Source organism: Pseudomonas sp. GM25 (genome assembly GCF_000282255.1).
GTDB lineage: Bacteria > Pseudomonadota > Gammaproteobacteria > Pseudomonadales > Pseudomonadaceae > Aquipseudomonas > Aquipseudomonas aphyarum.
Genome location: NZ_AKJQ01000062.1, coordinates 1 through 23,498 on the forward strand (window position 1 = coordinate 1; position 23,498 = coordinate 23,498).

The 23,498-nt window shown below is 62.3% G+C and carries 20 protein-coding genes; 12 read left to right on the top strand and 8 right to left on the bottom strand.

Annotated features, from left to right (window positions below):
- The first annotated feature begins 76 nt into the window (after positions 1–76).
- The 3 genes from PMI24_RS23815 (at position 77) to PMI24_RS23825 (ending at position 3,421) form a co-directional block, all read left to right on the top strand.
- A complete protein-coding gene (locus PMI24_RS23815; RefSeq protein WP_007958521.1) occupies positions 77–532 on the top strand; it encodes a VOC family protein in 456 nt (151 codons plus the stop codon).
- Positions 533–611: 79 nt separating this feature from the next.
- A complete protein-coding gene (locus PMI24_RS23820) occupies positions 612–2,156 on the top strand; it encodes a class I SAM-dependent methyltransferase (protein ID WP_007958522.1) in 1,545 nt (514 codons plus the stop codon).
- Positions 2,157–2,287: 131 nt separating this feature from the next.
- Positions 2,288–3,421 (top strand): GGDEF domain-containing protein, encoded by a 1,134-nt coding sequence (locus PMI24_RS23825; protein ID WP_007958523.1) that lies wholly within the window; start codon positions 2,288–2,290, stop codon positions 3,419–3,421.
- Between the two features lie 10 nt (positions 3,422–3,431).
- Here PMI24_RS23825 and PMI24_RS23830 read toward each other — a convergent pair whose 3' ends face one another.
- The 3 genes from PMI24_RS23830 to PMI24_RS23840 all read right to left on the bottom strand — a co-directional run bounded on the left by PMI24_RS23830 (position 3,432) and on the right by PMI24_RS23840 (position 7,225).
- Positions 3,432–4,370, bottom strand: coding sequence for an AraC family transcriptional regulator (locus tag PMI24_RS23830; RefSeq protein ID WP_007958524.1), 939 nt, complete (start codon positions 4,368–4,370; stop codon positions 3,432–3,434).
- A gap of 21 nt (positions 4,371–4,391) precedes the next feature.
- Complete coding sequence (locus tag PMI24_RS23835; protein ID WP_007958526.1) at positions 4,392–5,225, bottom strand: oxidoreductase; 834 nt, start codon at positions 5,223–5,225, stop codon at positions 4,392–4,394.
- A 140-nt stretch (positions 5,226–5,365) separates the two neighbouring features.
- Positions 5,366–7,225: an ABC transporter ATP-binding protein gene (locus tag PMI24_RS23840; RefSeq protein WP_007958527.1), complete on the bottom strand. Its 1,860-nt coding sequence runs from the start codon at positions 7,223–7,225 to the stop codon at positions 5,366–5,368.
- Positions 7,226–7,392: 167 nt separating this feature from the next.
- Here PMI24_RS23840 and hchA point away from each other — a divergent pair, with 167 nt between their 5' ends.
- From hchA to PMI24_RS23855, 3 genes are all read left to right on the top strand, one after another.
- Positions 7,393–8,271, top strand: coding sequence for a glyoxalase III HchA (gene hchA, locus PMI24_RS23845; protein ID WP_007958528.1), 879 nt, complete (start codon positions 7,393–7,395; stop codon positions 8,269–8,271).
- Positions 8,268–8,987, top strand: a complete 720-nt coding sequence (locus tag PMI24_RS23850; protein WP_007958530.1) for a PA1136 family autoinducer-binding transcriptional regulator — start codon at positions 8,268–8,270, stop codon at positions 8,985–8,987. Before hchA ends, PMI24_RS23850 begins: the two co-directional genes overlap by 4 nt.
- Positions 8,988–9,108: 121 nt before the next feature.
- The gene (locus PMI24_RS23855) at positions 9,109–11,991 is read left to right on the top strand and encodes an ATP-binding protein (protein WP_007958531.1); all 2,883 of its coding nucleotides are present in this window, start codon (positions 9,109–9,111) and stop codon (positions 11,989–11,991) included.
- Here the strand turns inward: PMI24_RS23855 and PMI24_RS23860 are convergent.
- The 3 genes from PMI24_RS23860 to PMI24_RS23870 all read right to left on the bottom strand — a co-directional run bounded on the left by PMI24_RS23860 (position 11,978) and on the right by PMI24_RS23870 (position 14,646).
- Positions 11,978–12,592, bottom strand: a complete 615-nt coding sequence (locus tag PMI24_RS23860; RefSeq protein ID WP_007958532.1) for a response regulator transcription factor — start codon at positions 12,590–12,592, stop codon at positions 11,978–11,980. The two genes, PMI24_RS23855 and PMI24_RS23860, sit on opposite strands and share 14 nt — an antisense overlap.
- Before the next feature lie 78 nt (positions 12,593–12,670).
- Positions 12,671–13,042, bottom strand: coding sequence for a response regulator (locus PMI24_RS23865; protein WP_007958533.1), 372 nt, complete (start codon positions 13,040–13,042; stop codon positions 12,671–12,673).
- The gene (locus PMI24_RS23870) at positions 13,042–14,646 is read right to left on the bottom strand and encodes a PAS domain-containing sensor histidine kinase (protein ID WP_007958534.1); all 1,605 of its coding nucleotides are present in this window, start codon (positions 14,644–14,646) and stop codon (positions 13,042–13,044) included. The genes PMI24_RS23865 and PMI24_RS23870 overlap by 1 nt, the downstream gene beginning before the upstream one ends.
- A gap of 338 nt (positions 14,647–14,984) precedes the next feature.
- Between PMI24_RS23870 and PMI24_RS23875 the strand changes: the two genes are divergently transcribed.
- Positions 14,985–15,950: a quinone oxidoreductase family protein gene (locus PMI24_RS23875; protein ID WP_045121871.1), complete on the top strand. Its 966-nt coding sequence runs from the start codon at positions 14,985–14,987 to the stop codon at positions 15,948–15,950.
- Here PMI24_RS23875 and PMI24_RS23880 read toward each other — a convergent pair.
- Positions 15,937–17,166: an MFS transporter gene (locus PMI24_RS23880; RefSeq protein WP_007958536.1), complete on the bottom strand. Its 1,230-nt coding sequence runs from the start codon at positions 17,164–17,166 to the stop codon at positions 15,937–15,939. The genes PMI24_RS23875 and PMI24_RS23880 overlap by 14 nt on opposite strands.
- A 215-nt stretch (positions 17,167–17,381) precedes the next feature.
- On the opposite strand from PMI24_RS23880, the gene PMI24_RS23885 reads away from it, so the two are divergent.
- From PMI24_RS23885 to PMI24_RS23900, 4 genes are all read left to right on the top strand, one after another.
- On the top strand, positions 17,382–18,728 hold the full coding sequence (locus tag PMI24_RS23885) for an epoxide hydrolase family protein (RefSeq protein ID WP_007958537.1): 1,347 nt from the start codon (positions 17,382–17,384) through the stop codon (positions 18,726–18,728).
- 71 nt (positions 18,729–18,799) lie between these two features.
- Entirely contained in the window at positions 18,800–19,843 is a 1,044-nt protein-coding gene (locus PMI24_RS23890; protein ID WP_007958538.1) for an alpha/beta fold hydrolase, read from the top strand.
- A 24-nt stretch (positions 19,844–19,867) separates the two neighbouring features.
- The gene (locus PMI24_RS23895; RefSeq protein ID WP_007958539.1) at positions 19,868–20,377 is read left to right on the top strand and encodes a cytochrome P460 family protein; all 510 of its coding nucleotides are present in this window, start codon (positions 19,868–19,870) and stop codon (positions 20,375–20,377) included.
- 24 nt (positions 20,378–20,401) lie between these two features.
- The gene (locus tag PMI24_RS23900) at positions 20,402–21,178 is read left to right on the top strand and encodes an alpha/beta fold hydrolase (protein WP_007958540.1); all 777 of its coding nucleotides are present in this window, start codon (positions 20,402–20,404) and stop codon (positions 21,176–21,178) included.
- A gap of 46 nt (positions 21,179–21,224) precedes the next feature.
- Here PMI24_RS23900 and PMI24_RS23905 read toward each other — a convergent pair whose 3' ends face one another.
- The gene (locus PMI24_RS23905) at positions 21,225–22,439 is read right to left on the bottom strand and encodes an MFS transporter (protein WP_007958541.1); all 1,215 of its coding nucleotides are present in this window, start codon (positions 22,437–22,439) and stop codon (positions 21,225–21,227) included.
- A 133-nt stretch (positions 22,440–22,572) separates the two neighbouring features.
- On the opposite strand from PMI24_RS23905, the gene PMI24_RS23910 reads away from it, so the two are divergent.
- Positions 22,573–23,388 (top strand): AraC family transcriptional regulator, encoded by an 816-nt coding sequence (locus PMI24_RS23910; protein WP_007958542.1) that lies wholly within the window; start codon positions 22,573–22,575, stop codon positions 23,386–23,388.
- The last annotated feature ends 110 nt before the right edge of the window (positions 23,389–23,498 follow it).

Below are 23,498 nucleotides of genomic sequence, written 5' to 3' on the forward strand. Positions count from 1 at the left end.
CCGCAGGAAAGTTTTTGCTCGCGTCAGCGAGCCCGTTGATGTTTACCATGAGCCTCCGTTCGGCAGGAGGCAGGCCATGCAACTAAAGTTCAGTCACGTCGATGTACTCGTCAATAACCTCGAAGAAGCCTGTGCGTATTACGCGCAGATTTTAAAGGCGAGAATCTCCAGGACGCTGGTGTGGGAGCGGGGCGGCCTGCATGTGCGTTATGCGATTGCGTTGATCGGGCAGGAGCGTTTCATGCTGGTTCAGCCTTTGGCCGGGAATCTGCGGGAGCTCCTGGATAGCGCAGGCGAGGGCATGATCTACCGTCACTGCTATTCGACCCCCGACATCGAAAAAGCCTACGACGAACTGGTCGCCGAAGGCGTGCAGCCAGAAGATGAAAACGGTAAACCGCTGGCCCGCGAACACCTGCAATCGCCGGCAGGGGCGCGCATCATCTGGCTGCCCAAACGCTTTGGCCACTTCTCGATCGAAATCCTCGAAGAAAAAACGCTGGAGGCGTTTATCAAGGAGGCGTTTGCCTGACGTTTTTCCTCTTGTGATACGCCACGACTACCCCGTATAAGAGCGACTTTCACTTCCGATATAAGAAAAGGGTGCACGCATGAGCAATGCCTGGAACGAGGGATATTTCACGGACGAAGGCTACACCTACGGGTATAGCCGGGAAATCAATCCGGTTTTCCAGCGTTATTGTCTGCTGTTGCGCGGTTTCGCCACGCTGGAGAGCACCGACGGTTACCACTGTGAACTGGGCTTTGGTCAGGGCGTTTCGATCAACATCCATGCCGCAGGCAATCCGGGTTCTTATGTCGGCACCGACTTCCACCCGGGCCAGGCGTCCCATGCCATCGCACTGGCTAAAGACTGGGGCAGCGATGCGCGACTGTATGACGACAGCTTCGAGCAGTTGCTGGCCCGCCATGACTTACCTCAGTTCGACAGCATCAGCCTGCATGGCATCTGGACCTGGGTCAGCCGCGATAACCACAAGTTGATCGTCGAGTTCGTCCGTCGTCATCTCAAGCCTGGTGGTCTGCTCTACGTCAGCTACAACTGTTTCCCGGGCTGGTCGCCTCAGGCACCGTTGCGCCAGCTGTTTAGCCTGCACGACCGTTTCGCCAGTCAGGCCTCTGCGCGTCCTGATCAGCGTATTGACGCCGCGTTGCAATTTTCCGAAGCGCTGCTGGCTGCAAATCCTAAATATGCCAACTCCGCACCGGGTCTGGACGCCAAGCTCCAGAGCATCAAGGGTCAGGACCGCCAGTACGTCGCCCATGAGTATTTCAACCGCGACTGGAACTGCATGTATTTCACCGACGTGGTGGATGCCCTGGCGCCCGCCAAGCTCGATTACGCCACGACAGCGGTGCCGCTGGACTCCGTCGACCCGCTCAAACTGAGCGCCGAAGGCATGGACTTTCTGGAAGGTATCGACCATCCCGTCATGCGCGAGCAGGCGCGTGACTACTTTGTGAACCAGAGTTTCCGTCGTGATCTCTATGTGCGTGGCGCCAACAGGCTGTCCGCCTCCGAACACCGCGAGCGCATGCTCAGCACGCGCTTCGTCCTGTTACAGGCGGCTGAAAGCGTGCCGGCGAATGTCACCGGCCCGGCAGGCGCAGCCACGTTGCAGGCAGAGATCTATGGCCCGGTACTCGCAGCCCTGGCGGATGACGCCTATGTGCCGAAGACCTTGCGGCACTTGCTGGATCTCGTGCCCTCGTTGACGTACGGCGACGTGGAGCAGGCCCTCAATGTGTTGATCGGCATGGGGGCCGTAGCGCCCTGTCAGAGCGAAGCGAATGAAAAACTGGTGCAGGCCCGCTGCAATACCCTCAACCTGCAGCTGTGCAAGCGTTCGTTGTATGGCAACAAGATTCAGACCCTGGCGAGTCCGGTGACCGGTGGTGGCGTGACGGTCAGTCGCTTCCAGCAGTTGTTCCTGATATCGATCAAGCAAGGCAAAAAACACCCGGCTGAATGGGCGCAGCTGGCATGGAGCATCATCGGCGGCCAGGGCGAAGGTCTCCTCAAGGACGGCAGGGCCCTGACCACCGCGGAAGAAAACCTTGCCGAACTGACCTGGCAGGCTCAAGCGTTTGCCGAGAGCACGCTGATCATTCTCAAGGCGCTGAAAATCGTTTAGGCACGAGATTTGAAGCAAGACAGGCGACAGGACGGGATCCTGTCGCCTCTTGCTAATGACGGCGTTGCCATGGGCGGTGCCGATATGGGCTTTTGTCGGGTTTGTGTGGCAGTCAGGCTTGGATGGATCGAATGGAATTATCAGATCTTCGGCATGAGCAGGGCGCTTCGATCGACGAGCAAGTCAACACTGATCGATTGTATCAGTTGTTTCGCCAATCCGTTTCAGCCGTTATCGGCAGCTACCTGGCCGCGCTCATGCTCTGCGGGCTGTGTTGGGACCGTTTTGAGCAAGCCTGTATTTTCTGGTGGCTCGGCCTGCTGACGGCGTCTACGTTGTTGCGCGTCTCGATGTTTGTCGCCTGGTTTCGCAGCGATGAGAGCGAGCGGACACCCAAGCGCTGGGAGCGCAAATACTGGGCAACCCTGGTGTTGTCTGCCGGGATCTGGGGCGCGGGCGCGTTGATCATCATGCCGGCCGACGACCTGTTGGCGCAGGCATTGGTCATGCTCTTCACGGTCGGGATGTCGGTCAGCGCGGTGTCCTGTTATTCGGCCTATCGGTACATGACGCTGGTCTCCATGGCGCTGGTGTTGCTGCCGTGTACGTTCTGGCTGCTGTTTCAGCCGTCCACGCTTCAAGTGGGCATGGCGTTGGCCGTCCTGGTCTTCGCCTCTTTCGTCGCCCGTGCTACACGCAAAATGTCCGAAGCGCTGGAGGCCGCCTTTCGCCTGACCCGGGAAATGGAGCGGGCACACAATATCTCAAGGCTTGCCGCGCGGACCGACGAGCTGACCGGCTTGAACAACCGGCGGGCATTTTTCGAGCGGGCGCAGCAACTGTTCGATGAATGCCGACGGCGCCAGTCGAACCTGTGTGCCGTGATGCTGGACATGGATCATTTCAAACACATCAATGACACCTACGGCCACCAGGTCGGGGATCGTGTTCTGCAGCAGATGGGTAGCATCATCTGTACGTACTTTCGGGACACTGATGTGCATGGCCGGTTGGGTGGCGAAGAGTTCGCGATCCTGCTTCCGGACACCTCGATCGAGGTGGCGGTGGAGCTGCTGGAAAACCTGATCGTGACCATGCCCAGAAGCATGACGGGCCCGGTTCATCGCATCACCGCCAGCCTGGGCGTCGCTTCGATGCAGAACGAAGACTCGGACCTGCACAGCCTGATGAACAATGCCGACAAGGCCTTGTATCGAGCCAAGGCCCTGGGGCGCAACCAGATCGCGGTGGCCGAGCCGGTTTAGTCGATTCGCGTCAATGCGACGAAACATAAACCGAAGGCGAGGTCGGCGCAGGCAACGCATACGTTGCCTTCATCCACTCGATCTCCGCCTGCGGTGTCCTGCCGAAGAAACGTTTGAACTCACGACTGAACTGCGAAGCGCTTTCATAGCCGACACTGAACGCCGCCGCTGACGCGGTCATGGCGTGGCGCAACATCAACAGTCGCGCCTGATGCAGGCGTGTCGACTTCAGGTATTGCATGGGTGAGGCGTCCGTCACGCTGCGAAAGTGCAGGTGGAAACTGGGCACGCTCATGCTCGCTTCGCGGGCCAGTTGCTCGACGTCCAGGCGTTCCTGATAGCTGCTGTGGATCTTGCGGATCGCCCGCGTCACCTTGCCGAAGTGTCCCTGTCGATTGAGTGCGGCGCGCATCGAGCCGCCTTGTTCGCCGGTCAGGATGCGGTAATAGATTTCCCGCAACAGCGACGGCCCCAATATCTGCGCTTCGCCCGCATTGCTCATGGCTTCGAGAAAACGTAGCGTCGATGAGCGCAGGCGGTCGTCCATCGGCGAGGCGAACATGCCCTTGGGAGGCGCATCACTCGGGCCGTGAACTTCATCCACCTGCTGCATCAACTCGCTGGCCACCTGGAAATCAAGTTGCATATAGATCGCGAGCATCGGCTCGTCTTCAGAGGCATCGGTCTCCATGGTGAAGGGGATCGGAACCGACACCACCAGGTAATGCTGGGCGTCATAGACGTAGACGTCATCGCCCAGATACCCGCGCTTCCGGCCCTGACAGAGAATCACGATGCCGGGGTCGTACAGCACCGGCGTGCGGGTCAGTGGCCGGTTCGAGCGCAGGAAGCGCACGCCCTCCAGCGCGCTGAGGTTGTAGCCCTCGACCGGTGCCAGGGTTTCCATGAGCTGCACCATGCGCGAAGTGCTCGGGTCGGCCTGTTTCATTGCGTTCTCTCTGTGGGCCGTTCAATGGTCGGTGGAGCGGGTCAGCGCTTCCCATTGGTCGATCTCGCTGGCGGCACGTTTCAGCTTGTCGCGCACCAGGCTCAATGCATCGCTGCCCAGCAACAGATGCGCTGGCGGAGCAGGGCAGGCGATGATCTGCAACATCGCCTGCGCCGCTTTGCGCGGATCGCCGAGCTGCTTGCCGCTCTTGTCTTCGCGGGCCTTGCGCACCGGATCGAAGCTGGCGTCATAGTCGGCGATGCTGCGGGGAGTGCGCTGCATCGAGCGACCGGCCCAGTCGGTCCGAAATGAACCCGGTGCGACGGCGGTCACGAAGATATTGAACGGCGCCAGTTCCTTGCTCAGGGTATCGGAGATGCCTTCGAGCGCAAACTTGCTGCCGCAGTAGTACGCGATACCCGGCATCGTGATCGTGCCGCCCATCGACGTGATATTGAGAATATGACCCGCCCGCCGCTGACGAAAGAACGGCACAAACGCCTTGGTCACGGCGACCGCACCGAACACATTCACGTCGAACTGGCGGCGCATGTCCTCCAGCGGCGATTCTTCGAAAATGCCTTCGTGCCCGTAGCCGGCGTTGTTGATCAGCACATCGACCGGGCCGTGGGTCGCTTCGACGGTTGCCACGACGCTCTCGATCCGGTCGAAATCCGTGACATCCAGCAGCACGCCGTACGCATTGTCGATGGACAGCGCCTGAAAGGCTTGCAGGTCGGCTTCGCTGCGCACGGTGCCGATGACGCGGTGACCGGCAGCCAGCGCTTCCTTGGCCAGTGCGTGGCCGAAGCCGCTGCTGACGCCGGTAATGAAGAGGGTTTTGGTGTGGTGCATGACGTACTCCGCAAATCAGGTGTGCCGTCATGGTAGCCAGCGAGAAATCGTTCACCTATGCCGGTTTGTCTTCGACCCTTGCCTAATCCTCTCAGCGGCGATCAGCCCCGCGGTTGTTATCGCGGGGCTGATCAAAGGACTCACGCCTGATCCATCGCCTCGGCCACGCCCTGATCCTCACCCAGAAACCCGCCACTCTGATGCTGCCACAGCCGCGCATAGGTGCCGTTTTTCGCCAGCAGTTCGGTGTGGGTGCCTTGCTCGATGATCCGTCCCTCATCCATGACGATCAGTCGATCCATCGCCGCAATCGTCGACAGTCGATGGGCGATGGCGATCACGGTCTTGCCCTGCATCATTTCATCGAGGCTTTCCTGAATGGCGACTTCGACTTCGGAATCCAGCGCGCTGGTCGCTTCGTCCAGTAGAAGGATCGGAGCGTTCTTGAGCATCACCCGGGCGATGGCGATGCGTTGGCGCTGGCCACCGGAAAGCTTGATGCCGCGTTCGCCCACCAGCGTGTCGTAGCCGGTGTGGCCCTGGCGGTCGCTGAGCTGGTTGATGAAACCGTCGGCCTGGGCGTTGGCGGCAGCGCGCTGGATTTGTGCGTCAGTCGCGTCCGGTCGACCGTAGGCGATGTTGTCGCGAATCGACCGGTGCAGCAGGGACGTGTCCTGAGTGACCATGCCGATCGCGCTGCGCAGACTGTCCTGTGTCACCTGCGCGATGTTTTGCCCGTCGATGCGAATCTCGCCGCGATCGACGTCGTAGAAGCGCAGCAGCAGGTTGATCAGCGTGGACTTACCGGCACCGGAGCGGCCCACCAGACCGATTTTTTCCCCCGGCTGGATGCTCAGGCTCAAGCCGTCGAGCACTTGGCGTTCGCCGTTGTAATTGAAGCTCACGTTGTCGAATTCCACGGCGCCGCCGGAAGGTACCAGCACGCCGGCGTCCGGCGCGTCCTGCACCTTGGGGCCACGGGTCAGGGTGTCCATGCCGTCCTGCACGGTGCCGATGTTCTCGAACAGCGACGTCATCTGCCACATGATCCAGTGCGACATGCCATTGATGCGCAACGCCATCGCCGTGATCGCCGCCACGGCGCCGGTGCCGACTTCGCCCTGATGCCACAGCCACAAGGCGTAGCCGCCGGCGCCCATGATCAGCCCGACCACCAGCGCCTGATTGACGATCTCGAACTGACTGACCAGACGCATCTGACGGAAGCCGGTCTGTTTGAAGTCCTCCATCGCCGCCCGCGCAAAGTGCGCTTCACGTTTGGAGTGGGAGAACAGTTTCACCGTGGTGATGTTGGTGTAGGCATCCGAGACCCGCCCCGTCATCGATGACCGCGCATGTGCCTGTTCCTGCCCGACCTGGCCCAGGCGTGGCACGAAGTACAGCATCGCCAGCCCGAACAGCGCGACCCAGGCAATGAACGGCAGCATGAGTTTCAGGGCGAAACCGCCGGCCAGGGCGATGATCGCAATGAAGTAGACGCCGATGCCCGGTGCGATTTCGATAACGGTGAACAGCACCTCGCGCACGGCCAGCGCTGTCTGCATCACTTTGGTCGTGACCCGGCCGGAGAACTCGTCGGAGAAGAACGAAAGGCTCTGCCGCAGCATCAGTCGATGGAAGTCCCAGCGCAGGCGCAGCGGCAGATTGATCGCCAACACCTGGTGCTGAACCATGGTGCGCAGCGCTACCAGCCCGACGCTGGTCAGCAACACGATGCCGATGCCCCACAGCACGCGGCTCTCCTGGCCGTTCACATCGCCGCCGGCCTGCCAGGCCGAGAGCAGGTCCACGACCTGACCCAGAAAGGAAAACAACCAGGCTTCGTAGATCGACACACCGGCACTGAGCAGCGCGAGCGCGAGGATATAACCGCGAGCGCCGCGGGTGCAGGCCCACAGGAATCGCGCCAGACCGACCGGCGGTGGCGGCGCTTCGTCGGGCGGGAAGGGGTCGAGCCGTTGTTCAAACAGGCGAAGCATTGTGGGTCTCCGAAATGATCAATTGCGGGGATTCTGCCATTTAACGACGCTCTTGAGGGTTTGCAGGTTCCCGGGGATGTCCTCGTTGAGGGAAAACCCTCATTGCCGGAACACCGTCGCGTTACTAGCATGGGTCTCGGCAATCGACCCATTCGATGGAGAGCACCATGGCTACCACGCAGACTGACGACAAGCGCCCGACCCCCGATCCGGCCGAGGACAACGCGTTTTTCCCCTCGCCGTATTCCCTCAGCCAGTTCACTTCGCCCAAATCCGATCTCAGTGATGCCGAGTACCCCAACCGCTACAAGGGCGGACGCTGGAAGGTCCTGATGATCGGCGCGGACGAGCGCTATCTGTTGACCGACAACGGCACGATGTTCTCCACGGGCAATCACCCGGTTGAAACGCTGCTGCCGATGTATCACCTCGACAAGGCCGGTTTTGGCTTCGACGTCGCGACGCTGTCGGGCAATCCGGTCAAGTTCGAATTCTGGGCCATGCCCTCGGAAGACGCCGAAGTGAAAGGCTTCTACGAGCAATACCGCGATCAGTTCAAGCGCCCACTCAAGTTGTCGCAGGTGATCGAAGAAGCGCTGGGCGAGGACTCGGATTACATCGGTGTGTTCATTCCCGGCGGGCACGGTGCGTTGATCGGCCTGCCGGAAAGCGAGGACGTGAAGAAGGTCCTGCAATGGGCCGTCGCCAAGGACAAATTCGTCATTACCCTGTGCCACGGCCCGGCGGCGCTGCTGGCGGCTGGCCTCGGTGAAACAAAGGAGTCGTGCATCTTCAACGGCTACCGGATCTGCGCGTTTCCCGATGCGCTGGACGCTACAACCCCTGACATCGGTTACATGCCCGGCCACCTGACCTGGAAGTTCGGCGAGCAGTTGCAGGCGCTCGGAGTGGAAATCACCAACCAGGGTATTTCCGGGGCGACGCTTCAGGATCGCAAACTGTTGACCGGTGACAGTCCGCTGGCGGGCAATGCGCTGGGCAAACTGGCGGCGGCCGCGCTCCTGAAAGAGGTCACGTCGGGGTGAGCCCCGCACCTGCCGATGCACTCTTGCGCGCCGCCCTCGACATCGAGGCGGCGCCCACGCTGGTGGCGATCCAGAAGGCCGTCCGCAGTTTCGCCGGGGCCTATGGTTACGATCGATTCGTTCTGTTCTCCGCCACCTCGGCGTCGGAGGACGTGGTCGAGCGCATTTACTGGGTGGAAGGCGACTGGTTTGGCGACGGCATCGCTGTCGACGCCCAGACCTACGTTCAGCGCTGCCCCGTGACTCGCCACCTGCTGGACACCCGCGAATCGTTTTTCTGGAGCAAGGTGCAGGAGGAGAGCGGCGAACTGTATCGGGTGGTTCGCTTGCCAAGCGGCCCGGGCGTGCATGGCTTGCAGATTCCAGTCTTCGGCCCGCAGGGGCTTGAAGGCGCCATGAGCCTGGGTGGCGAGCAGATCGATGCGTCGGCGCGGGTTCGTCTGGCGCTGGGCATGCTCGCTAGCGTGGCGTTTTACTCTGCACGGCGCTTGCTCGAAGCGCCGCGGGACGAGACGGCCGGAAAACTCTCGACCCGCGAGCGCGAAGTGCTGGCGTGGGTCGCTGCCGGTCGCCGGCAGGCCGACATCGCTGCCACCCTCGGTCTGTCCGGGCGCACGGTGGAAAATCACCTGCGTTCGGCCCGTCGGCATCTGGGCGTGGCAACCACCGCCCAGGCCATCAAGATTGCCATTCGCAAGGGTGAAATAAAGGGGTGAGGTTCTCACTCTGCCGGTCCCGTGCTTGAACGGCGGTGCAAAACTTCTATGATGCAAAGGGCCTGCGCCGGCTGTCTGTAACCGGTGCCGCCCCCTACGTTTTTTAGAGAGATCGATCCTCGTGGAGTCTTTTCCGGACGCATTGCACGAATCCCTCACGACCCAATTCATTTTCGGTCCTTTCTGCGTCGTTCCAGGCAAACGGCTGCTGACCCGCAACGGGGTGGCGGTCGAGATCGGCGGGCGGGCGCTGGACCTGTTGATCGCCTTGCTTGAGCAACCGGGACGGGTGCTGTCCAAGTACGACCTGATCGACAAGGTGTGGCCCGACAGCGTGGTGGCCGAAGGCAGCCTGCGCTTTCATATGACTGGGCTGCGGCGGATTCTCGGCGATGGTGAGGAGCAGGCGCGTTACATCGCGACCCAGGTGGGCGTGGGTTATGCCTTTGTTGCGCCGCTGGAAAGAAAACAGACCGCTGTTCAACCGGCGCCCATCGTGACCCGAGCCATCGAGGGCGTGTGCAGTCTGCCGCCCCGGGCCAGACTGATCGGCCGCGAAACCGATCTGCAACTGGTCATTGACCACATGCAGCAACCGAGGTTGTTCACCATCGTCGGCCCCGGCGGCGTCGGCAAGACCAGCCTGGCCATCGAGGTGGCGCACCGCATCGCCGCCCAGGGCTATGAGCGCGTCAGCTTCGTCGATCTGGCGCAAGTGGAAGACTGCGCGCTGGTGCCGTCGGCACTGGCCCGATCACTGGACATCCCGGTGCAGGCGGAAGACCCGATGTTTGTCCTGCTCGCGCATTTGCGTGAACAGCGGTTGATGCTGGTGATCGACAACTGCGAACACCTGATCGACGCGGTATCGACCCTTCTGGAACAGATCAGCGATACCGCGCCGGATGTTGGTGTTCTGGCCACCAGTCGCGAACCGCTGCGGGTACGTGGCGAATACGTGCACTGGCTCAATCCGCTGGAATTTCCCCGTGAGCCGCAACACCTTTCCGTTGAGGAACTGCTGGCATTCCCGGCCATCAAGCTGTTTGTCGAACGTGCGTCTTCGAGCAATGCTGCGTTGCTGCTGGAAGCGGACGGAGGGCAAATGATTGCGGACATTTGCCAGCGGCTGGAGGGCATGGCGCTGCCGATCGAACTGGCGGCGATGCGGGTCGCCAGCCACGGATTGAAGGCCACCCACGCGCTGCTCGGCGAGCGTTTTTCGCTGGGCTGGTCGGGGCTCAGAACTGCCGTGCCGCGCCATCAGACACTGCGCGCCATGCTCGACTGGAGTTATGGCCTGCTGTCGCCGCAAGAGCGTCTGGCGCTGGAGCGGTTTTCGGTGTTCATCGGGCCGTTCTCCCAGGAAGCTGCCGCTCAGGTGGTTGCCGAATCGCAACACGAAAGCGCCACGGCGGCCGCGATCCTCGATGATCTGGTGTGCAAGGGACTGGTCACGGTCGATCACAGCGACTCGACGGATTCGTATCGCTTGCTGGAGATGACGCGCGCCTACGCCCGGGAGAAATTGACGGCGCGAGGCGAGACCGAAGTCAATGCGCTGGCGTTCCGGCACGCGGCGTTTTACATGGACCTGCTCGGGCATCTGGGGACTTCGCCCGAAGAAATTTTCCGTCATTCGGCGCGTCTGGCCAGCCAGTTGGGCAACGTTCGTGGTGCGCTGGAATGGAGCTTCGGCCCCCAGGGTGATCCGGGGCTGGCGTTGCCGCTGGCGGCCGCGAGTGCGCCGTTGTTCCTGCATTTTTCATTGCTGGTCGAGTGCCGCACCTGGTGTTCCCGGGCGGTGGAACTGCTGGAGCTGGGGTACTACGGCACGCCCACCGAAATGGAACTGCAAGCCGCGCTCGGTCTGGTGCTGATGTTCACCCGAGGCAACAGTGAAGCCGCCGAAAAAGCCTTGCTTCGGGCGCAGGATATTGCCGTCGCGCTGAACGACTACGGCTCACAATTGCGACTGCTGGGCCGCTTGCAGATCTTCTACGAGCGCATCGGTGATTTCCCTTCGTCGCTGGCCTGGGCAGAGCAGGCAGCGGTGGTCGGCAACATCCTCAACGAGCCCGCCGCCATCGCGATTGCTTCATCGCTGACCGGCATCTCCCATCATCTGCTCGGCAATCAGCGTCTGGCCCGCCAGGAACTGGAAAGCTCGCTGCGCAACAGCTTGCCGTCCCATCCCAGCAACACGATTTACTACGGCTTCGATCACCGCAATCGCACGGGGCTGGCGCTGGCGCGTTCACTCTGGCTGCAGGGCTATCCCGATCAGGCGCGGCGTTGGGCCGAGCAGATAGAGGCCGAAGCCTCGGCGCTGCAGCATCCGGTCACCTACTGCATCGCCATGGTCTGGATCTTGTGCATCTATATCTGGACCGGTGATCTGGCGAAGGCCACCGCGAGCCTCGAGCGGTTCAGCGCCATCGCCGAAACCAACGCTCTCGGCCCCTACATTGCCGCCTGCCACGGGTTGCGCGCGGCGATCGCCATCCGCGCCGAAGAGCCGGGGGAAGCAGTCGCCATGCTGGAAGAAAGTCTGGCGCGGTTGCGGGGCATGCGTTACGAACTGCTCACGACCTCATTCGAAATCGCACTGGCCGAAGGCCTGATGCTGGTGGGCCAACACCCCAAGGCACTGACCCTGGTCGACGGCACCATCGATCACTGCCGGCGAAGCGGTGATGCCTTTGCACTGCCAGAGTTGCTGCGAATCAAGGCCGGTATTCTCAAGGTCATCCAGGCCGATGATGTTCAGGCCATGCTGGCGGTTCTTGAGGATTCCATTGCGCTGAGCCGAGAGCAGGGCGCCCGGGCGTGGGAGTTGCGGTCATCGATGGATCTGGCCCGGTTCTGGCTTGAACAGGGTCAACCGGATCAGGCCCGGACGTTGCTCGGTGCTTGCCGCGAGCGGGCTTCGGAAGGCTTCGACAGCCTTGATCTGCGTCGGCTGGAAAGTTTCTGGCAGAGCCTGCCGGTCACGCCGGCGTAATCAGGGCGGCCATTTTCACCAGGTCCGCCAGCGAACGGGCCTTCATCTTGCGCATCACCTTGCCGCGATGGGCCTTGACGGTGATTTCGCTGATGTTGAGGTCAGCGGCAATCAGTTTGTTCAGCCGCCCGCTGACCACCGAAGCCATGATCTCCTGCTCGCGCGGCGTCAGGGTCTTGTACGCCTCGAGCAGTGAGCGCAGGTTCTTTTCTCCCTCCAGCGCCATGCGACTGCTTTGCAGCGCATCGGCCATCGCTGTGAGGATCACTTCGTCGTTGAACGGTTTGGTCAGAAACTCCACCGCGCCGGCCTTCAAGGCCCGTACCGTGCGCGGAATATCGCCGTAGCCGGTGATGAAAATGATCGGCATGTTGTGGCGTTCATCGGCAAGGGCGGTCTGCAGATCGAGGCCGCTCAGGTCGGGCAGGTTGATGTCCAGCACCAGACAACTGGGCACCAGCGCCCGGGGCGCGTCGAGAAAATCCTGCGCGGACTCGAACAGCCGTGGCTGCCATCCGGCGAAGCGGATCATCAGCTCCAGCGACTCGCGCACGGAAATGTCGTCATCGACAACGAATACGACGGGCGTGACATCACTCATCGGTAATGCTCCACGGGAAGGGGCGATTGCGTTGTTCGCGTTCAACATGTCGATTCCTTGTTCTGGTCGGCTTCACGCTCAGTCGAGGGGCAGGGCGGCGCTCAGGGCCTTGAGCAATTGGGCTTCGCTGAACGGTTTGAACAGGCACTCCACGGCGCCACTGTTCAGCAGCTTCGCCTGTTCGCTGGCGTCGCCGTGCGCGGTGATGAAAATCACCGGAATGCGATAGTCACGGCGCAGCAGCTCCCGTTGCAGTTCCGGGCCCGACATCCCCGGCATGGCCACGTCGAGAATCAGGCAATGGGTCAGATCCAGATAGGGCGATGCCAGAAACGCCTGCGCCGAGGCGAATGCCTGGACGGCAAAGCCGAATTCCTTGATCAGGTCAGGCAGTGATTCACGAACCGATTCGTCGTCATCGACCACCGATACGAGCAAATGCGTACCCATCAATCATCCTCCACGGTGCGATCGGCGAGGTCGCGGTTATCGGTTTGCGGCAAGTCCGTCGAATTCGGGATAGCAAAGGTAAACGTCGTACCCGGGCCGTCGTTGGCGGTGGCCCAGAGTTTGCCGTCGTGGCGCTCGATGATCGAGCGACTGATGGACAGACCGACGCCCATGCCCGAGCTTTTGGTGGTGTAGAACGCATTGAAAATGCGCTCGATGTCCTGCGGATCGACGCCGTTGCCGCTGTCCTTCACCGCCAGGTAAACGCTCTCGCCCGCCCCAAGGCCGGTGCTGACGATCAATTGCCGGGGCCGACCGTGGATCGCACTCATGGCCTCGGCGGCATTCATGATCAGGTTGAGGATCACCTGCTGAAGCTGGACCCGGTCACCCCTGACCAGCGGCAGCGCTTCGGCAAATTGCGGATGCAGCACCACGCCGTTGCGTTGCAGCTCGCCCAGCAGCATGGCGATGACTTCCCGTGCCGCGTCATTCAGATTGACGTCTTCAATGGTGATGCTTTTTTTCGAGAACAACGCTCGCAATCGGTTGATGACGTCGGCCGCGCGGTTACCGTCGCGAATGGTGCGGCGCGCGGTTTCCCTGGCGCCGTCGACATTCGGCGGATCCGCACCAAGCATGCGCAGGCAGGTGCTGGCGTTGGTGATGATGCCGGCCAGCGGTTGATTGACCTCGTGGGCGATCGACGCCGTGACCGCGCCGAGGCTGGCGACTCTGGCTAGGTGCGTCAGTTCCGAGCGCGCCTTGCTCAAGAGGACCTCCGCCCGCTTGCGGTCTTCGATGTCGGTGTTCTCGCCGTACCAGCGCACGAGCAGCCCGGTGTCATCGCGCTGGGGCACGGCGCGGATCAGAAACCAGCGGTAAATGCCGTCGAAGCGTTTCAGCCGGGCCTCGTACTCACCCGCGTTGCCCGATTGCAGAATCCCTTGCCAATAGACTGCCAGGCCCGGTGCGTCGTCCGGGTGGATGGACGCCGTCCAGCCATGGCCGCAGGCCTGTTCGAGGGACATGCCGGTGTAGTCGCACCAGCGTCGATTGACGAAGCCGACGCTGCCTTCCGGCGAAGCACTCCAGACAAAACCGGGAACGGCATCGATGATCCCGCGCAGACGTTCTTCCGAAGCGCTGACTTCGGCGAGGGCACTGGCGATCAAGGCCTTGTCCCGCCGGCGCTCATCGATATCGACCTGCAAAACGCACCAGCGTGTGATGGTGCCTTCGCTGTCTCTGATCGGCAGGCCGCGCACATGGAACCAGCGATAGACACCGTCGGCGCGTCGGATGCGATGTTCGACTTCATAGGGCGTGCCGGTGTCGACTGAATGCATCCACGCGGCGATGACCGAGGGCAGGTCGTCCGGGTGCACGGTCTCGCTGGCCTGCCAGTTTTTCAGCTCGTGGAGCGGGGCGCCGATGTAATCCAGGATGGGCCGGTTGACCTGTTCCAGCTCACCGGAAGGCGTCATGAAGGCGACCATGGCCGGGATGCTGTCGATGATGGCTTCGACCCCGGGCATGGGCATGATTGCGTCACTGGCGCGGTCTGGACCGTCCTCGATGACGCGCTCCTGCTCGTTCGTCATACCGATTCTCATTGTGTGCAGTCACCGTTGAACAAAGATGCGCCTTCTGCTGGCACTCGCCCATCATACTTTGGTGTCGCCCGTAGCGAATATCGACCGCCACCGCACACTGCGACGGGCATCACAGTGGCGCTTTTGTAAGCCACTGTATCTACGGGCCCTCAAGCCATACAAGCATGCAAATGAGCCTGTTCGCGAAACGGCGCGGATACACCACCCGCTCACTCTTGGCCCTGGTTTCAACGTCCTTCGATGTTGAATGAAAGCAACGTGACGTCCGCGCTCCTGCCACCCGAAAGGCAGCAGGACTGGTCGTCCCGATGACAGGGCAGAACATTATGAAAGCAGTGGTCATCCAGGCCTTTGGCGGGCCTGAAGTCTTGACGGTGCAAGACATTCAGCTGGCAGAAACGGGGCCCGGACAGGTCTTGGTCAAGGTCATGGCGGCGGGCATCAATTTCATGGACACCGGTGTCCGGCGCGGGCTCGGCGGCGCCTGGGCGTTGCCTCTGACGCCGGGTGCGGAAGGCGCCGGCATCGTCCTCGCCACCGGTCCGCAGGTGACGGAGTTCGGAGTCGGCGACCGCGTGGCCTGGCATTACGTGCCGGGCAGCTACGCCGAACAGGTGATCGCCCCGGTCAGCCAGTTGGTGCCGTTGCCCGATGAGATCGACTTCGCCACCGCCGCCAGCCTGATGATGCAAGGCCTGACTGCCAGCAATCTGGTGGACAAGGTGCATGCGATCCAGCCGGGTGACGTGGCATTTGTGCACGCGGCGGCGGGTGGCGTGGGGCTGATGCTGACCCAGTTGATCAAACTGCGGGGCGGCAGGGTCATTGGCCGGGTGTCTCACGCCGACAAGGTGGAGGCGGTGCTCGCGGCCGGGGCTGACTATGTGGTGATCGGGCGGGCGCACAACATTGCCGGACAGGTCATGCGCCTGACCGACGGGCAGCGGGTGAATGCGGTGTACGACGGCACGGGCGCGGAAGGCTTCGCCGACTCGCTGGAGCTGCTGGATTATTTCGGCACCCTGGCCTTGTACGGGCCGTTCATGAACCCGATCCCGCCGATCGATATCTTCAGCGTGCCGCGCAGCATCAAGCTGACGTATCCCTCGGTCATGCACTACGTGCGCAACCGCGAGGTGCTGCTGGAAAAGTCCCGGCAACTGTTCGCGTGGGTCAGCACCGGCAAACTGAAAAGCTTTATCGGCCAGCGTTATTCACTGGAAGACGCGCAACAGGCCCATCGCGATATCGAGTCGCGCAGCACGACGGGCAAGCTGATCATTGTTCCCTAGTGCCACGCCAGATCAGCAGGGCCGCCAAGAGCTGACTACTGGCGAAGAAAGTGAACAGCTCTTGTGCGGTCCATCGGGCATCCAGCAGCAAACCGGCGACCACCGGCGAAATGATCGCTCCCAGACGTCCCATCGCCAGCACCACGCCGACGCCGGTCGTACGGACCGATGTGCAGAATGCTTGCGGGGCCAGAACATACAGGGCGGCGACCGCACCATTGAGCATCAGGCCAAGGGTGACGGCCACGAGTGCCGCCAGACCGGGCACGTGCGAGGACGGCACCATCAGCGGCAGCAGTGCTGCGTTGAGCAGTAGAAAACCCGACAACAATCGGCGGCAGCCGAAACGATTGGCCGCCAGTCCCAGCAGCAGGGCGCCGAGCATGCCGCCAAACGCCAATAACATTCCGACTTGGGCGCCTTGCCGATCGGTAAAACCGTTGTGGACCAGCAGAGTCGGGGTCCAGCTCATCACGAAGTAAAAGCAGAACATCAGCAGAAAGAGTGCCAGCGCCAGTGATGTGGTCTGTTGCCGCTGACCGGGCGCAAACGGTCGGCTGGCGTTGTCAGGCGACGCAGGAGCGACAGGCGCGCGGTGCTTGAGTGCCAGGAATGACGGCGACTCTCGCAGCCAGAAGACGCCGGCCAGCGCGGCCGTCAGCGTGATGCAACCACCACCCAGAAAGACAAACCGCCAGCCCGCGAAGTCATTGAGCAAATGTGCCAGCACTCCGCCCAGACTGGCGCCCATGGCAAAGGCGAGGGATTGCAGGGCGATCGCCAGATTGCGCCGCTGCGGACTGGCGTGTTCGAACGTCAGCACGTTCGCCCCCACCAGCACCGCCCCGGTGCCGATGCCGGTCAGCAGACGCAGGAACATCAGCACGTGATGATCCGGACTCCAGAACGACAGCAACATACCCAGGCCACTGAGCAGCAGGCCGGCGAGCAGTAACGGCCTGCGCCCGAAGCGGTCGGCCCTGGGCGCGGCGAGCAGCGAACCGAGCGCCATCCCGACCAGGCTTGCGCTCAACAACAGGCCCAGTTGCGCGCCGTTCAACGCCCACTCCGCCGCAACCCGGCTGGCGGTGAAGGCCATGGCCATCACGTCCAGCCCGTCGATCACGTTGAACAGCATGCACAGCCCGATCACCCACCACTGCGAAGTGGTTGATGGCGTGCCGCTCAGGCGTTCGAGCGCTGTTTCCCCACGCATCCGCAATCCTTGTTCCGTTTTGTCATTCAAATGGGCCGTTTCCCCGCCGCATTCTGCCCGTTAACCGCTGCTGAATTCGAGCGCGATTTTGCGCGCCAGGCAGCGCGTCATACCAAGGTATCGACCGACACCATCGTGTAATCGCCCCGGTGCCAGTCCAGTGGTCTGATCCGATTGGCGATGCCTTTCGAATAATGACTACAAGGAGATCCATCATGGTTGCGCTTTCGTCCGGTCTTACCTGGCGCCATTGCCTGGCGTCATCCATCAGGGGCGGTGTGCTCGGCCTTGCCGTACTCGCGGGCAGCAGCGGCGTCTGGGCCGCGACCCCGGCAGCCGATCCGTCGCAAGCCATTCGCCCGTACACCATCCATGTGGACGAAGCGAAACTGAGCGATCTGCGCAAACGCATCGCCGACACTCGCTGGCCGGACAAGGAAACGGTCAGCGACGTGTCCCAGGGTGTGCAACTGGCGCAGGTCGAAGCACTGGTCAAGTACTGGGGCAGTGGCTATGACTGGCGCAAGGCCGAAGCGAAGCTCAACGCCTTGCCCGAGTTTGTGACCACCATCGACGGCGTCGACATCCAGTTCATCCATGTGCGCTCGCGCAATCCCAATGCGATGCCGCTGATCCTCACCCACGGCTGGCCGGGTTCGCAGTTCGAATTCCTAAAGACCATCGGCCCGTTGACCGATCCCGTGGCGTATGGCGGCAAGGTCGAGGACTCGTTCGATGTGGTGATCCCGTCGATTCCCGGCCATGGATTTTCCGGCAAACCGACCGAACTCGGCTGGGGCCCTGACCGGGTGGCGAAGGCCTGGGATGTGCTGATGAAACGTCTGGGTTACAGCCATTACGTGTCCCAGGGTGGCGATCATGGTTCGGTGATTTCCGATGCACTGGGTCGTCTGGCGCCGCCCGGTTTGCTGGGCATCCACCTGAACATGCCGGCCACCGTGCCACCGGAACTGGTCAAACCGATCAACAGCGGCGACCCGGCCCCGGCCGCGCTGACCGCGCCGGAAGTGACGGCCTTCAACTCGCTCAGCCAGTTCTTCGGTCGCAACGCCGCCTACGGCGCGATGATGGTGACCCGGCCGCAGACCATCGGTTATCTGCTGGCCGATTCGCCTGCCGGCACGGCAGCGTGGATGTACGAAAAATTCGCCGCATGGACCGACAGCGATGGTCAGCCCGAGAAAGTCCTGAGCCGTGATGAAATGCTCGACGACATCAGCCTGTACTGGCTGACCGACAGCGGGGCGTCGTCCTCCCGTTTCTACTGGGAGAACAACAACAATAACTTCAGCGCCGCCGCGCAGAAGACTGCCGACATCAAAGTCCCGGTGGCGATCACCGTGTTCCCCCACGAAATCTACCGCGCGCCGAAAGTCTGGTCGCAACGCGCCTACCCATCGCTGGCCTACTTCAGCGAAGTCAGCAAGGGCGGTCACTTCGCAGCATGGGAGCAACCGCAACTGTTCAGCGAAGAACTGCGCGAAGCCTTCCGGCCACTGCGTGCTGATGCGCAGAAAACCGCTGCTCAGGCAGTGCGCTAGTCCTTCAATCCGCAAGCACTTCAACCCCAAGCCCGGAACCACCGCCCGGCGGTTCACGAGGGAGACTCGGCATGACTGACTCTAACGCTGTAACTCAATCCCGGCGCGTGCTCGCCGTTTCGATGCTGGCGCTTGCGCTGGGCATTACCTCGGCATACGCAAACGCAGCCGAAGTGCCCGCCGGCAAGATCGACGCCATTACCGCCGGCACCAATGTTTCGTTCGGCGCGCTGAAACACGTCAAGGCCGGATTGCTGGACGTGTCCTACGCCGAAGTCGGGCCCGCCGACGGTCCGGTGGTCATCCTGCTGCACGGCTGGCCCTACGACATTCACAGCTACACCGACGTGGCGCCAGCTCTGGCGCAGAAGGGCTATCGGGTGCTGATTCCTTACGCGCGCGGCTATGGCGACACGCGTTTCCTGTCTGCCAAAACCGTGCGCAACGGACAGCCGGCGGCGCTGGCGAAAGATCTGATCGACTTCATGGACGCCCTGAAGATCAAGCAGGCCGTACTTGGCGGCTACGACTGGGGCGCGCGCACCGCCGACATCGTCGCGGCGCTCTGGCCCGAGCGGGTGAAGGCACTGGTGGCGGTGAGCGGTTACCTGATCGGCAGCCAGGACGCCGGCAAGACGCCGCTGCCGCCGGCTGCAGAGTTGCAGTGGTGGTATCAGTTCTACTTCGCGACCGAGCGCGGCCGTCTGGGTTACGAAAAGAACACCCATGACTTCGCCAAACTGATCTGGCAACTGGCCTCGCCGAAGTGGAGCTTCGACGACGCGACCTACGACCGCAGCGCCGCCGCGTTGCAGAATCCGGATCACGTCGCCGTGTCGATCTTCAACTACCGCTGGCGCCTGGGCCTGATCAAAGGGGAAGCGCAATACGATCCGCTGGAGAAAAAACTGGCGGCATTCCCCTCCATCGGCGTGCCGACCATCACCCTCGAAGGCGACGCCAACGGTGCGCCGCACCCACCGGCCGAGGCCTACGCCAAACGCTTCACCGGCAAATACGAGTATCGGCTGATCAGCGGCGGCATCGGCCACAACCTGCCGCAGGAAGCGCCACAGGCGTTCGCTCAGGCGGTGATCGATGCCGATCATCTCTGACTGCTGGCCTGAGGGGATCCGACGATGAAACTCAACCATTGGGCCGTGTTGCCGGCGGCCATTGCGCTCGCGGCACTGGCGGCCACCGGTGTCGCGTTGGGCGAGGCCGATGACGGCGATGCCTCGCCGATCTACGGCGTGAAACTGCCGAAAAACTATCGCCAGTGGGCGCTGATTGCCCCGGCCCAGGAAGCCGCGCCGCTGGATGAACTGCGTGCGGTGCTGGGCAATGACCGGGCGATCAAGGCTTACCAGAGCAAGACGCTGCCGTTTCCCGACGGAACGGTGCTGGTGAAGCTGGCGTGGAAGCACGTGCAGTCGCCGGAGTTCGAGCCGGCCTCGATTCCGGGGGCGGCCACCACCGTTCAGGTGATGGTCAAGGACTCGCGCAAATACGCTTCGACCGGTGGCTGGGGATTCGGCCGGTTCATCAACGGCAAACCCGCCGATGAAGCCCAGCACCAGACCTGCTTTGCCTGCCATCAGGCGCGGGTGCAGAACCACGATTTTGTCTTCACCCGATACGCCCCCTGAATCCGTCATACGAGGAACATCCAAATGAAAAAAACACTGACTGCACTGAGCATTGCCGTTGGCCTGTGCCTGGGTGCCAATGCCTTCGCCCAAACCGCCAAACCCACGGTCGTGCTGGTGCACGGCGCGTTTGCCGACGCATCGAGCTGGAACGGCGTGGCGAAGATTCTCGAGAAGGATGGCTACACGGTGATCGCCGCCGCCAACCCGTTGCGCGGCGTCAAAAGCGATGGCGCGGCGGTATCGGCGTTGCTGAGCAGCATCCAGTCGCCGGTGGTGCTGGTCGGTCACTCCTATGGCGGCAACGTCATCAGTGATGCGGCAAACGATCATGCCAATGTCAAAGCGCTGGTGTATGTCAGCGCCTTTGCCCCCGAAGCCGGTGAAACCGTCGCCGGGCTGGCCGGCAAGTTTCCCGGCAGCACCCTCGGGCCAACGCTGGCGCCACCCGTTGCGCTGGCCGATGGCGGCAAGGACTTGTATATCCAGCAGAGCAAGTTCCACGACCAGTTCGCCGCTGACGTCCCCGCTGCACAAGCGGCCCTGATGGCCGCGACCCAGCGCCCGGTCACCGAAGCGGCGCTGAACGAGCAGTCCGGCACGCCGGCCTGGAAGCACATTCCGTCGTGGTACATCTACGGCGACAAGGACAAGAACATCCCGCCTCAGGCGATGGCGTTCATGGCCAAGCGTGCAGATGCCAAGGCGGTTGAAGTGGTCAAGGGCGGCTCTCACGTGGTGATGGTGTCGAACCCGGCACCGGTGGCGCGGCTGATTGAAAAGGCCGCTGCGGCCAACTGAAAGCCTGCGACGTGCCGAGGCGCGTCGCAGGTCGGTCACCCCCGGCTCAGGCAACGGACACCTGCGGCGATGTTGCCGGTGCCAGTCTGAGCAGGGGGGTGATGCCGAGCATCAACAGCAGTACCGCGAACAGCAAGGTGTACGCCGGGCCATAGTGTCCGGCGTATTCGCGCAGGGCACCGAACAGCAGCGGCCCGAGCGCGGCGATCAGGTAACCGATGAACAACATGAACACCGTCCACAATCCGGCCTGTTCGCTGGTGCTGGCGTGATCCAGCGGCAAGGTCATGGCCACGGTGAAACCCATGCCCAGGCCGATGGCCGCGAGCACCACGTAGAGCATCGGCCAGTACGCTGGCAGGAACGCCATGCCGCCCACCCCGAGCAGGGCCAGCAACGCCGACAGCCCGAGCAAACCGCGCCGGTCGTGGGCCTTGCCCGGAATCAGCCCCGCACCCACGCTGGCCACGGCGAACACCGCCGTAAAAATGCCCAGCAGGACGCCCGGGGAAACACTCGATGTAGCCGCTTCCACCGACGCTGGCGCCATCCAGGCGAAGAGGGCGTAGACCACGAATTGACCGGCACCGAAATTCAACGCGATCAGCCACGCCTGCGGATTGCCCCAGGGCAGGCGTTTGCTCTGGTTCGACGGCGATTTCACCGCTGGCACCGGGGTCGTAAAACGCCGCGCCATCCATACCCAACTGGCGATGGCGGTGAGGCACAGCACGCTCCAGAACCCGGCGCTGACCCGCCAGTCCTGCGCCAGCTCGGCAATCGGCGCGCTGAGCACCGCCGCGAGAGTCGCTCCCAGACTCAGGCCACCGGCGTAGATGCCCATGAACAGTGCCGGGCGTTGCGCAAAGTGGGTCTTGATCCACGCGCCGGTCATCGCGCCGGCAACCGCAATGCCGATGCTGGCGAAGAACGTACTGCCGAGCAGGAAAAATGCATTCGGCGAGATTGCCCGCAGCAAGGTCGAGGCGCCCAACAACGTCAGTGCGACCACCACACTGCGATCGATCCCGTAGCGTCGGGCCAGGCTCGGAACCACCAGCGCGAACACGCCCATGCAGATGTCGGGAATTGAAGTCAGCAGCGCGGCCTGGGTGTAGCTCAACTGGAAGTGCTGCTGGATCAGCAACAGAATCGGCCCCACCGAAATGATCGGCGGACGCAGGGCGATGGACAGGATCAGCAGGCCGATCACCGCCGTGACGCTCTGCTGGTGGCCGGAGAGATTGCGGGTGATTGCCATGGGGAAGGCCTCATTGATGAACAATGAGCGCAAGGCTAACAATGGGCTGGCCATGGCAAATGCCAGGATTTGTCGCCAAAGTGACAATCGCCGCTTTAACACGATCAAGGTCTGTTTCAGGAGAGTCCAGCCGATGAAACGAGAGGTGCGCAAGGTCATCGCCCAGCGTGAGTCCCCGCTGCGCAGCGAACGTTATCCCGACTATCAGGACGTGCCGCGCGTAATGACCGTGCTGGTGCGCGATCAGTCCACCGGCGAATACAACGAGCCACACGTGCATCGGCACGGGCAATTGCTGTATGCCTCGAACGGCGTGATGCGGGTGGCCACCGAGCGCGGGTTGTGGATCCTGCCGCCGAAGCGGGCGCTGTGGATTCCGCCCGGGATGATCCACGACCAGTTGATGCTGAGCGCGGTCAAGATGCGCTCGATCTACATCGAGCCGCAGGTCTGCGCAGGGCTGGGCCATCATTGCAAAGTGCTGGAGATCCCTGGACTGCTGCGCGAGTTGATTCTGGCCCTGGCCGAGCAGCCGATCGAATACCCACAGGAAGGCCGTAACGCACACATCGTGGCGTTGATACTCAGTGAATTGCAGGGAGCCCGGACGTTGCCGATCGAAGTGCCGTGGCCGATCGACCGGCGACTGGTCACGGTGTGCGAGGCGATTCTGCAGGACCCCGGACAAGACCACTCGATCGGCTATTGGGCAGACCGGGTCGGCGCCAGTTCGCGCACGCTGATTCGCCTGTTCGTCAATGAAACCGGTCTGAATTTCCGCCACTGGCTGCAGCAGGTGCGGCTGGCGACCGCCATCGACCGGCTCGACAAGGGACAGTCCGTCGGGGTGATTGCCCGGGATCTGGGCTACGCCAGCCAGAGTGCCTTCAGTGCGATGTTCAGGCGGGTGATGGGCGAATCGCCCCGTGAATTTCTCGTCCGCGATTAGGGCGTTTTGGCGATTCCGATACCTTCGTATTCTGTCGTCGAAGGGAGGCGGGTGGTATCAATGACGCTGCTGTTGCAGGTGCATTGAACACCCAGCCTCGTTCCGCGAGG

Bases quoted from the DNA above. Each gene is read 5' to 3' on its own strand.
- PMI24_RS23815 (WP_007958521.1), top strand. From the start codon at position 77: ATGCAACTAAAGTTCAGTCACGTCGATGTACTCGTCAATAACCTCGAA.
- PMI24_RS23820 (WP_007958522.1), top strand. From the start codon at position 612: ATGAGCAATGCCTGGAACGAGGGATATTTCACGGACGAAGGCTACACC.
- PMI24_RS23825 (WP_007958523.1), top strand. From the start codon at position 2,288: ATGGAATTATCAGATCTTCGGCATGAGCAGGGCGCTTCGATCGACGAG.
- PMI24_RS23830 (WP_007958524.1), bottom strand. From the start codon at position 4,370: ATGAAACAGGCCGACCCGAGCACTTCGCGCATGGTGCAGCTCATGGAA.
- PMI24_RS23835 (WP_007958526.1), bottom strand. From the start codon at position 5,225: ATGCACCACACCAAAACCCTCTTCATTACCGGCGTCAGCAGCGGCTTC.
- PMI24_RS23840 (WP_007958527.1), bottom strand. From the start codon at position 7,225: ATGCTTCGCCTGTTTGAACAACGGCTCGACCCCTTCCCGCCCGACGAA.
- hchA (WP_007958528.1), top strand. From the start codon at position 7,393: ATGGCTACCACGCAGACTGACGACAAGCGCCCGACCCCCGATCCGGCC.
- PMI24_RS23860 (WP_007958532.1), bottom strand. From the start codon at position 12,592: ATGAGTGATGTCACGCCCGTCGTATTCGTTGTCGATGACGACATTTCC.
- PMI24_RS23865 (WP_007958533.1), bottom strand. From the start codon at position 13,042: ATGGGTACGCATTTGCTCGTATCGGTGGTCGATGACGACGAATCGGTT.
- PMI24_RS23870 (WP_007958534.1), bottom strand. From the start codon at position 14,646: ATGACGAACGAGCAGGAGCGCGTCATCGAGGACGGTCCAGACCGCGCC.
- PMI24_RS23875 (WP_045121871.1), top strand. From the start codon at position 14,985: ATGAAAGCAGTGGTCATCCAGGCCTTTGGCGGGCCTGAAGTCTTGACG.
- PMI24_RS23880 (WP_007958536.1), bottom strand. From the start codon at position 17,166: ATGCGTGGGGAAACAGCGCTCGAACGCCTGAGCGGCACGCCATCAACC.
- PMI24_RS23885 (WP_007958537.1), top strand. From the start codon at position 17,382: ATGGTTGCGCTTTCGTCCGGTCTTACCTGGCGCCATTGCCTGGCGTCA.
- PMI24_RS23890 (WP_007958538.1), top strand. From the start codon at position 18,800: ATGACTGACTCTAACGCTGTAACTCAATCCCGGCGCGTGCTCGCCGTT.
- PMI24_RS23895 (WP_007958539.1), top strand. From the start codon at position 19,868: ATGAAACTCAACCATTGGGCCGTGTTGCCGGCGGCCATTGCGCTCGCG.
- PMI24_RS23900 (WP_007958540.1), top strand. From the start codon at position 20,402: ATGAAAAAAACACTGACTGCACTGAGCATTGCCGTTGGCCTGTGCCTG.
- PMI24_RS23905 (WP_007958541.1), bottom strand. From the start codon at position 22,439: ATGGCAATCACCCGCAATCTCTCCGGCCACCAGCAGAGCGTCACGGCG.
- PMI24_RS23910 (WP_007958542.1), top strand. From the start codon at position 22,573: ATGAAACGAGAGGTGCGCAAGGTCATCGCCCAGCGTGAGTCCCCGCTG.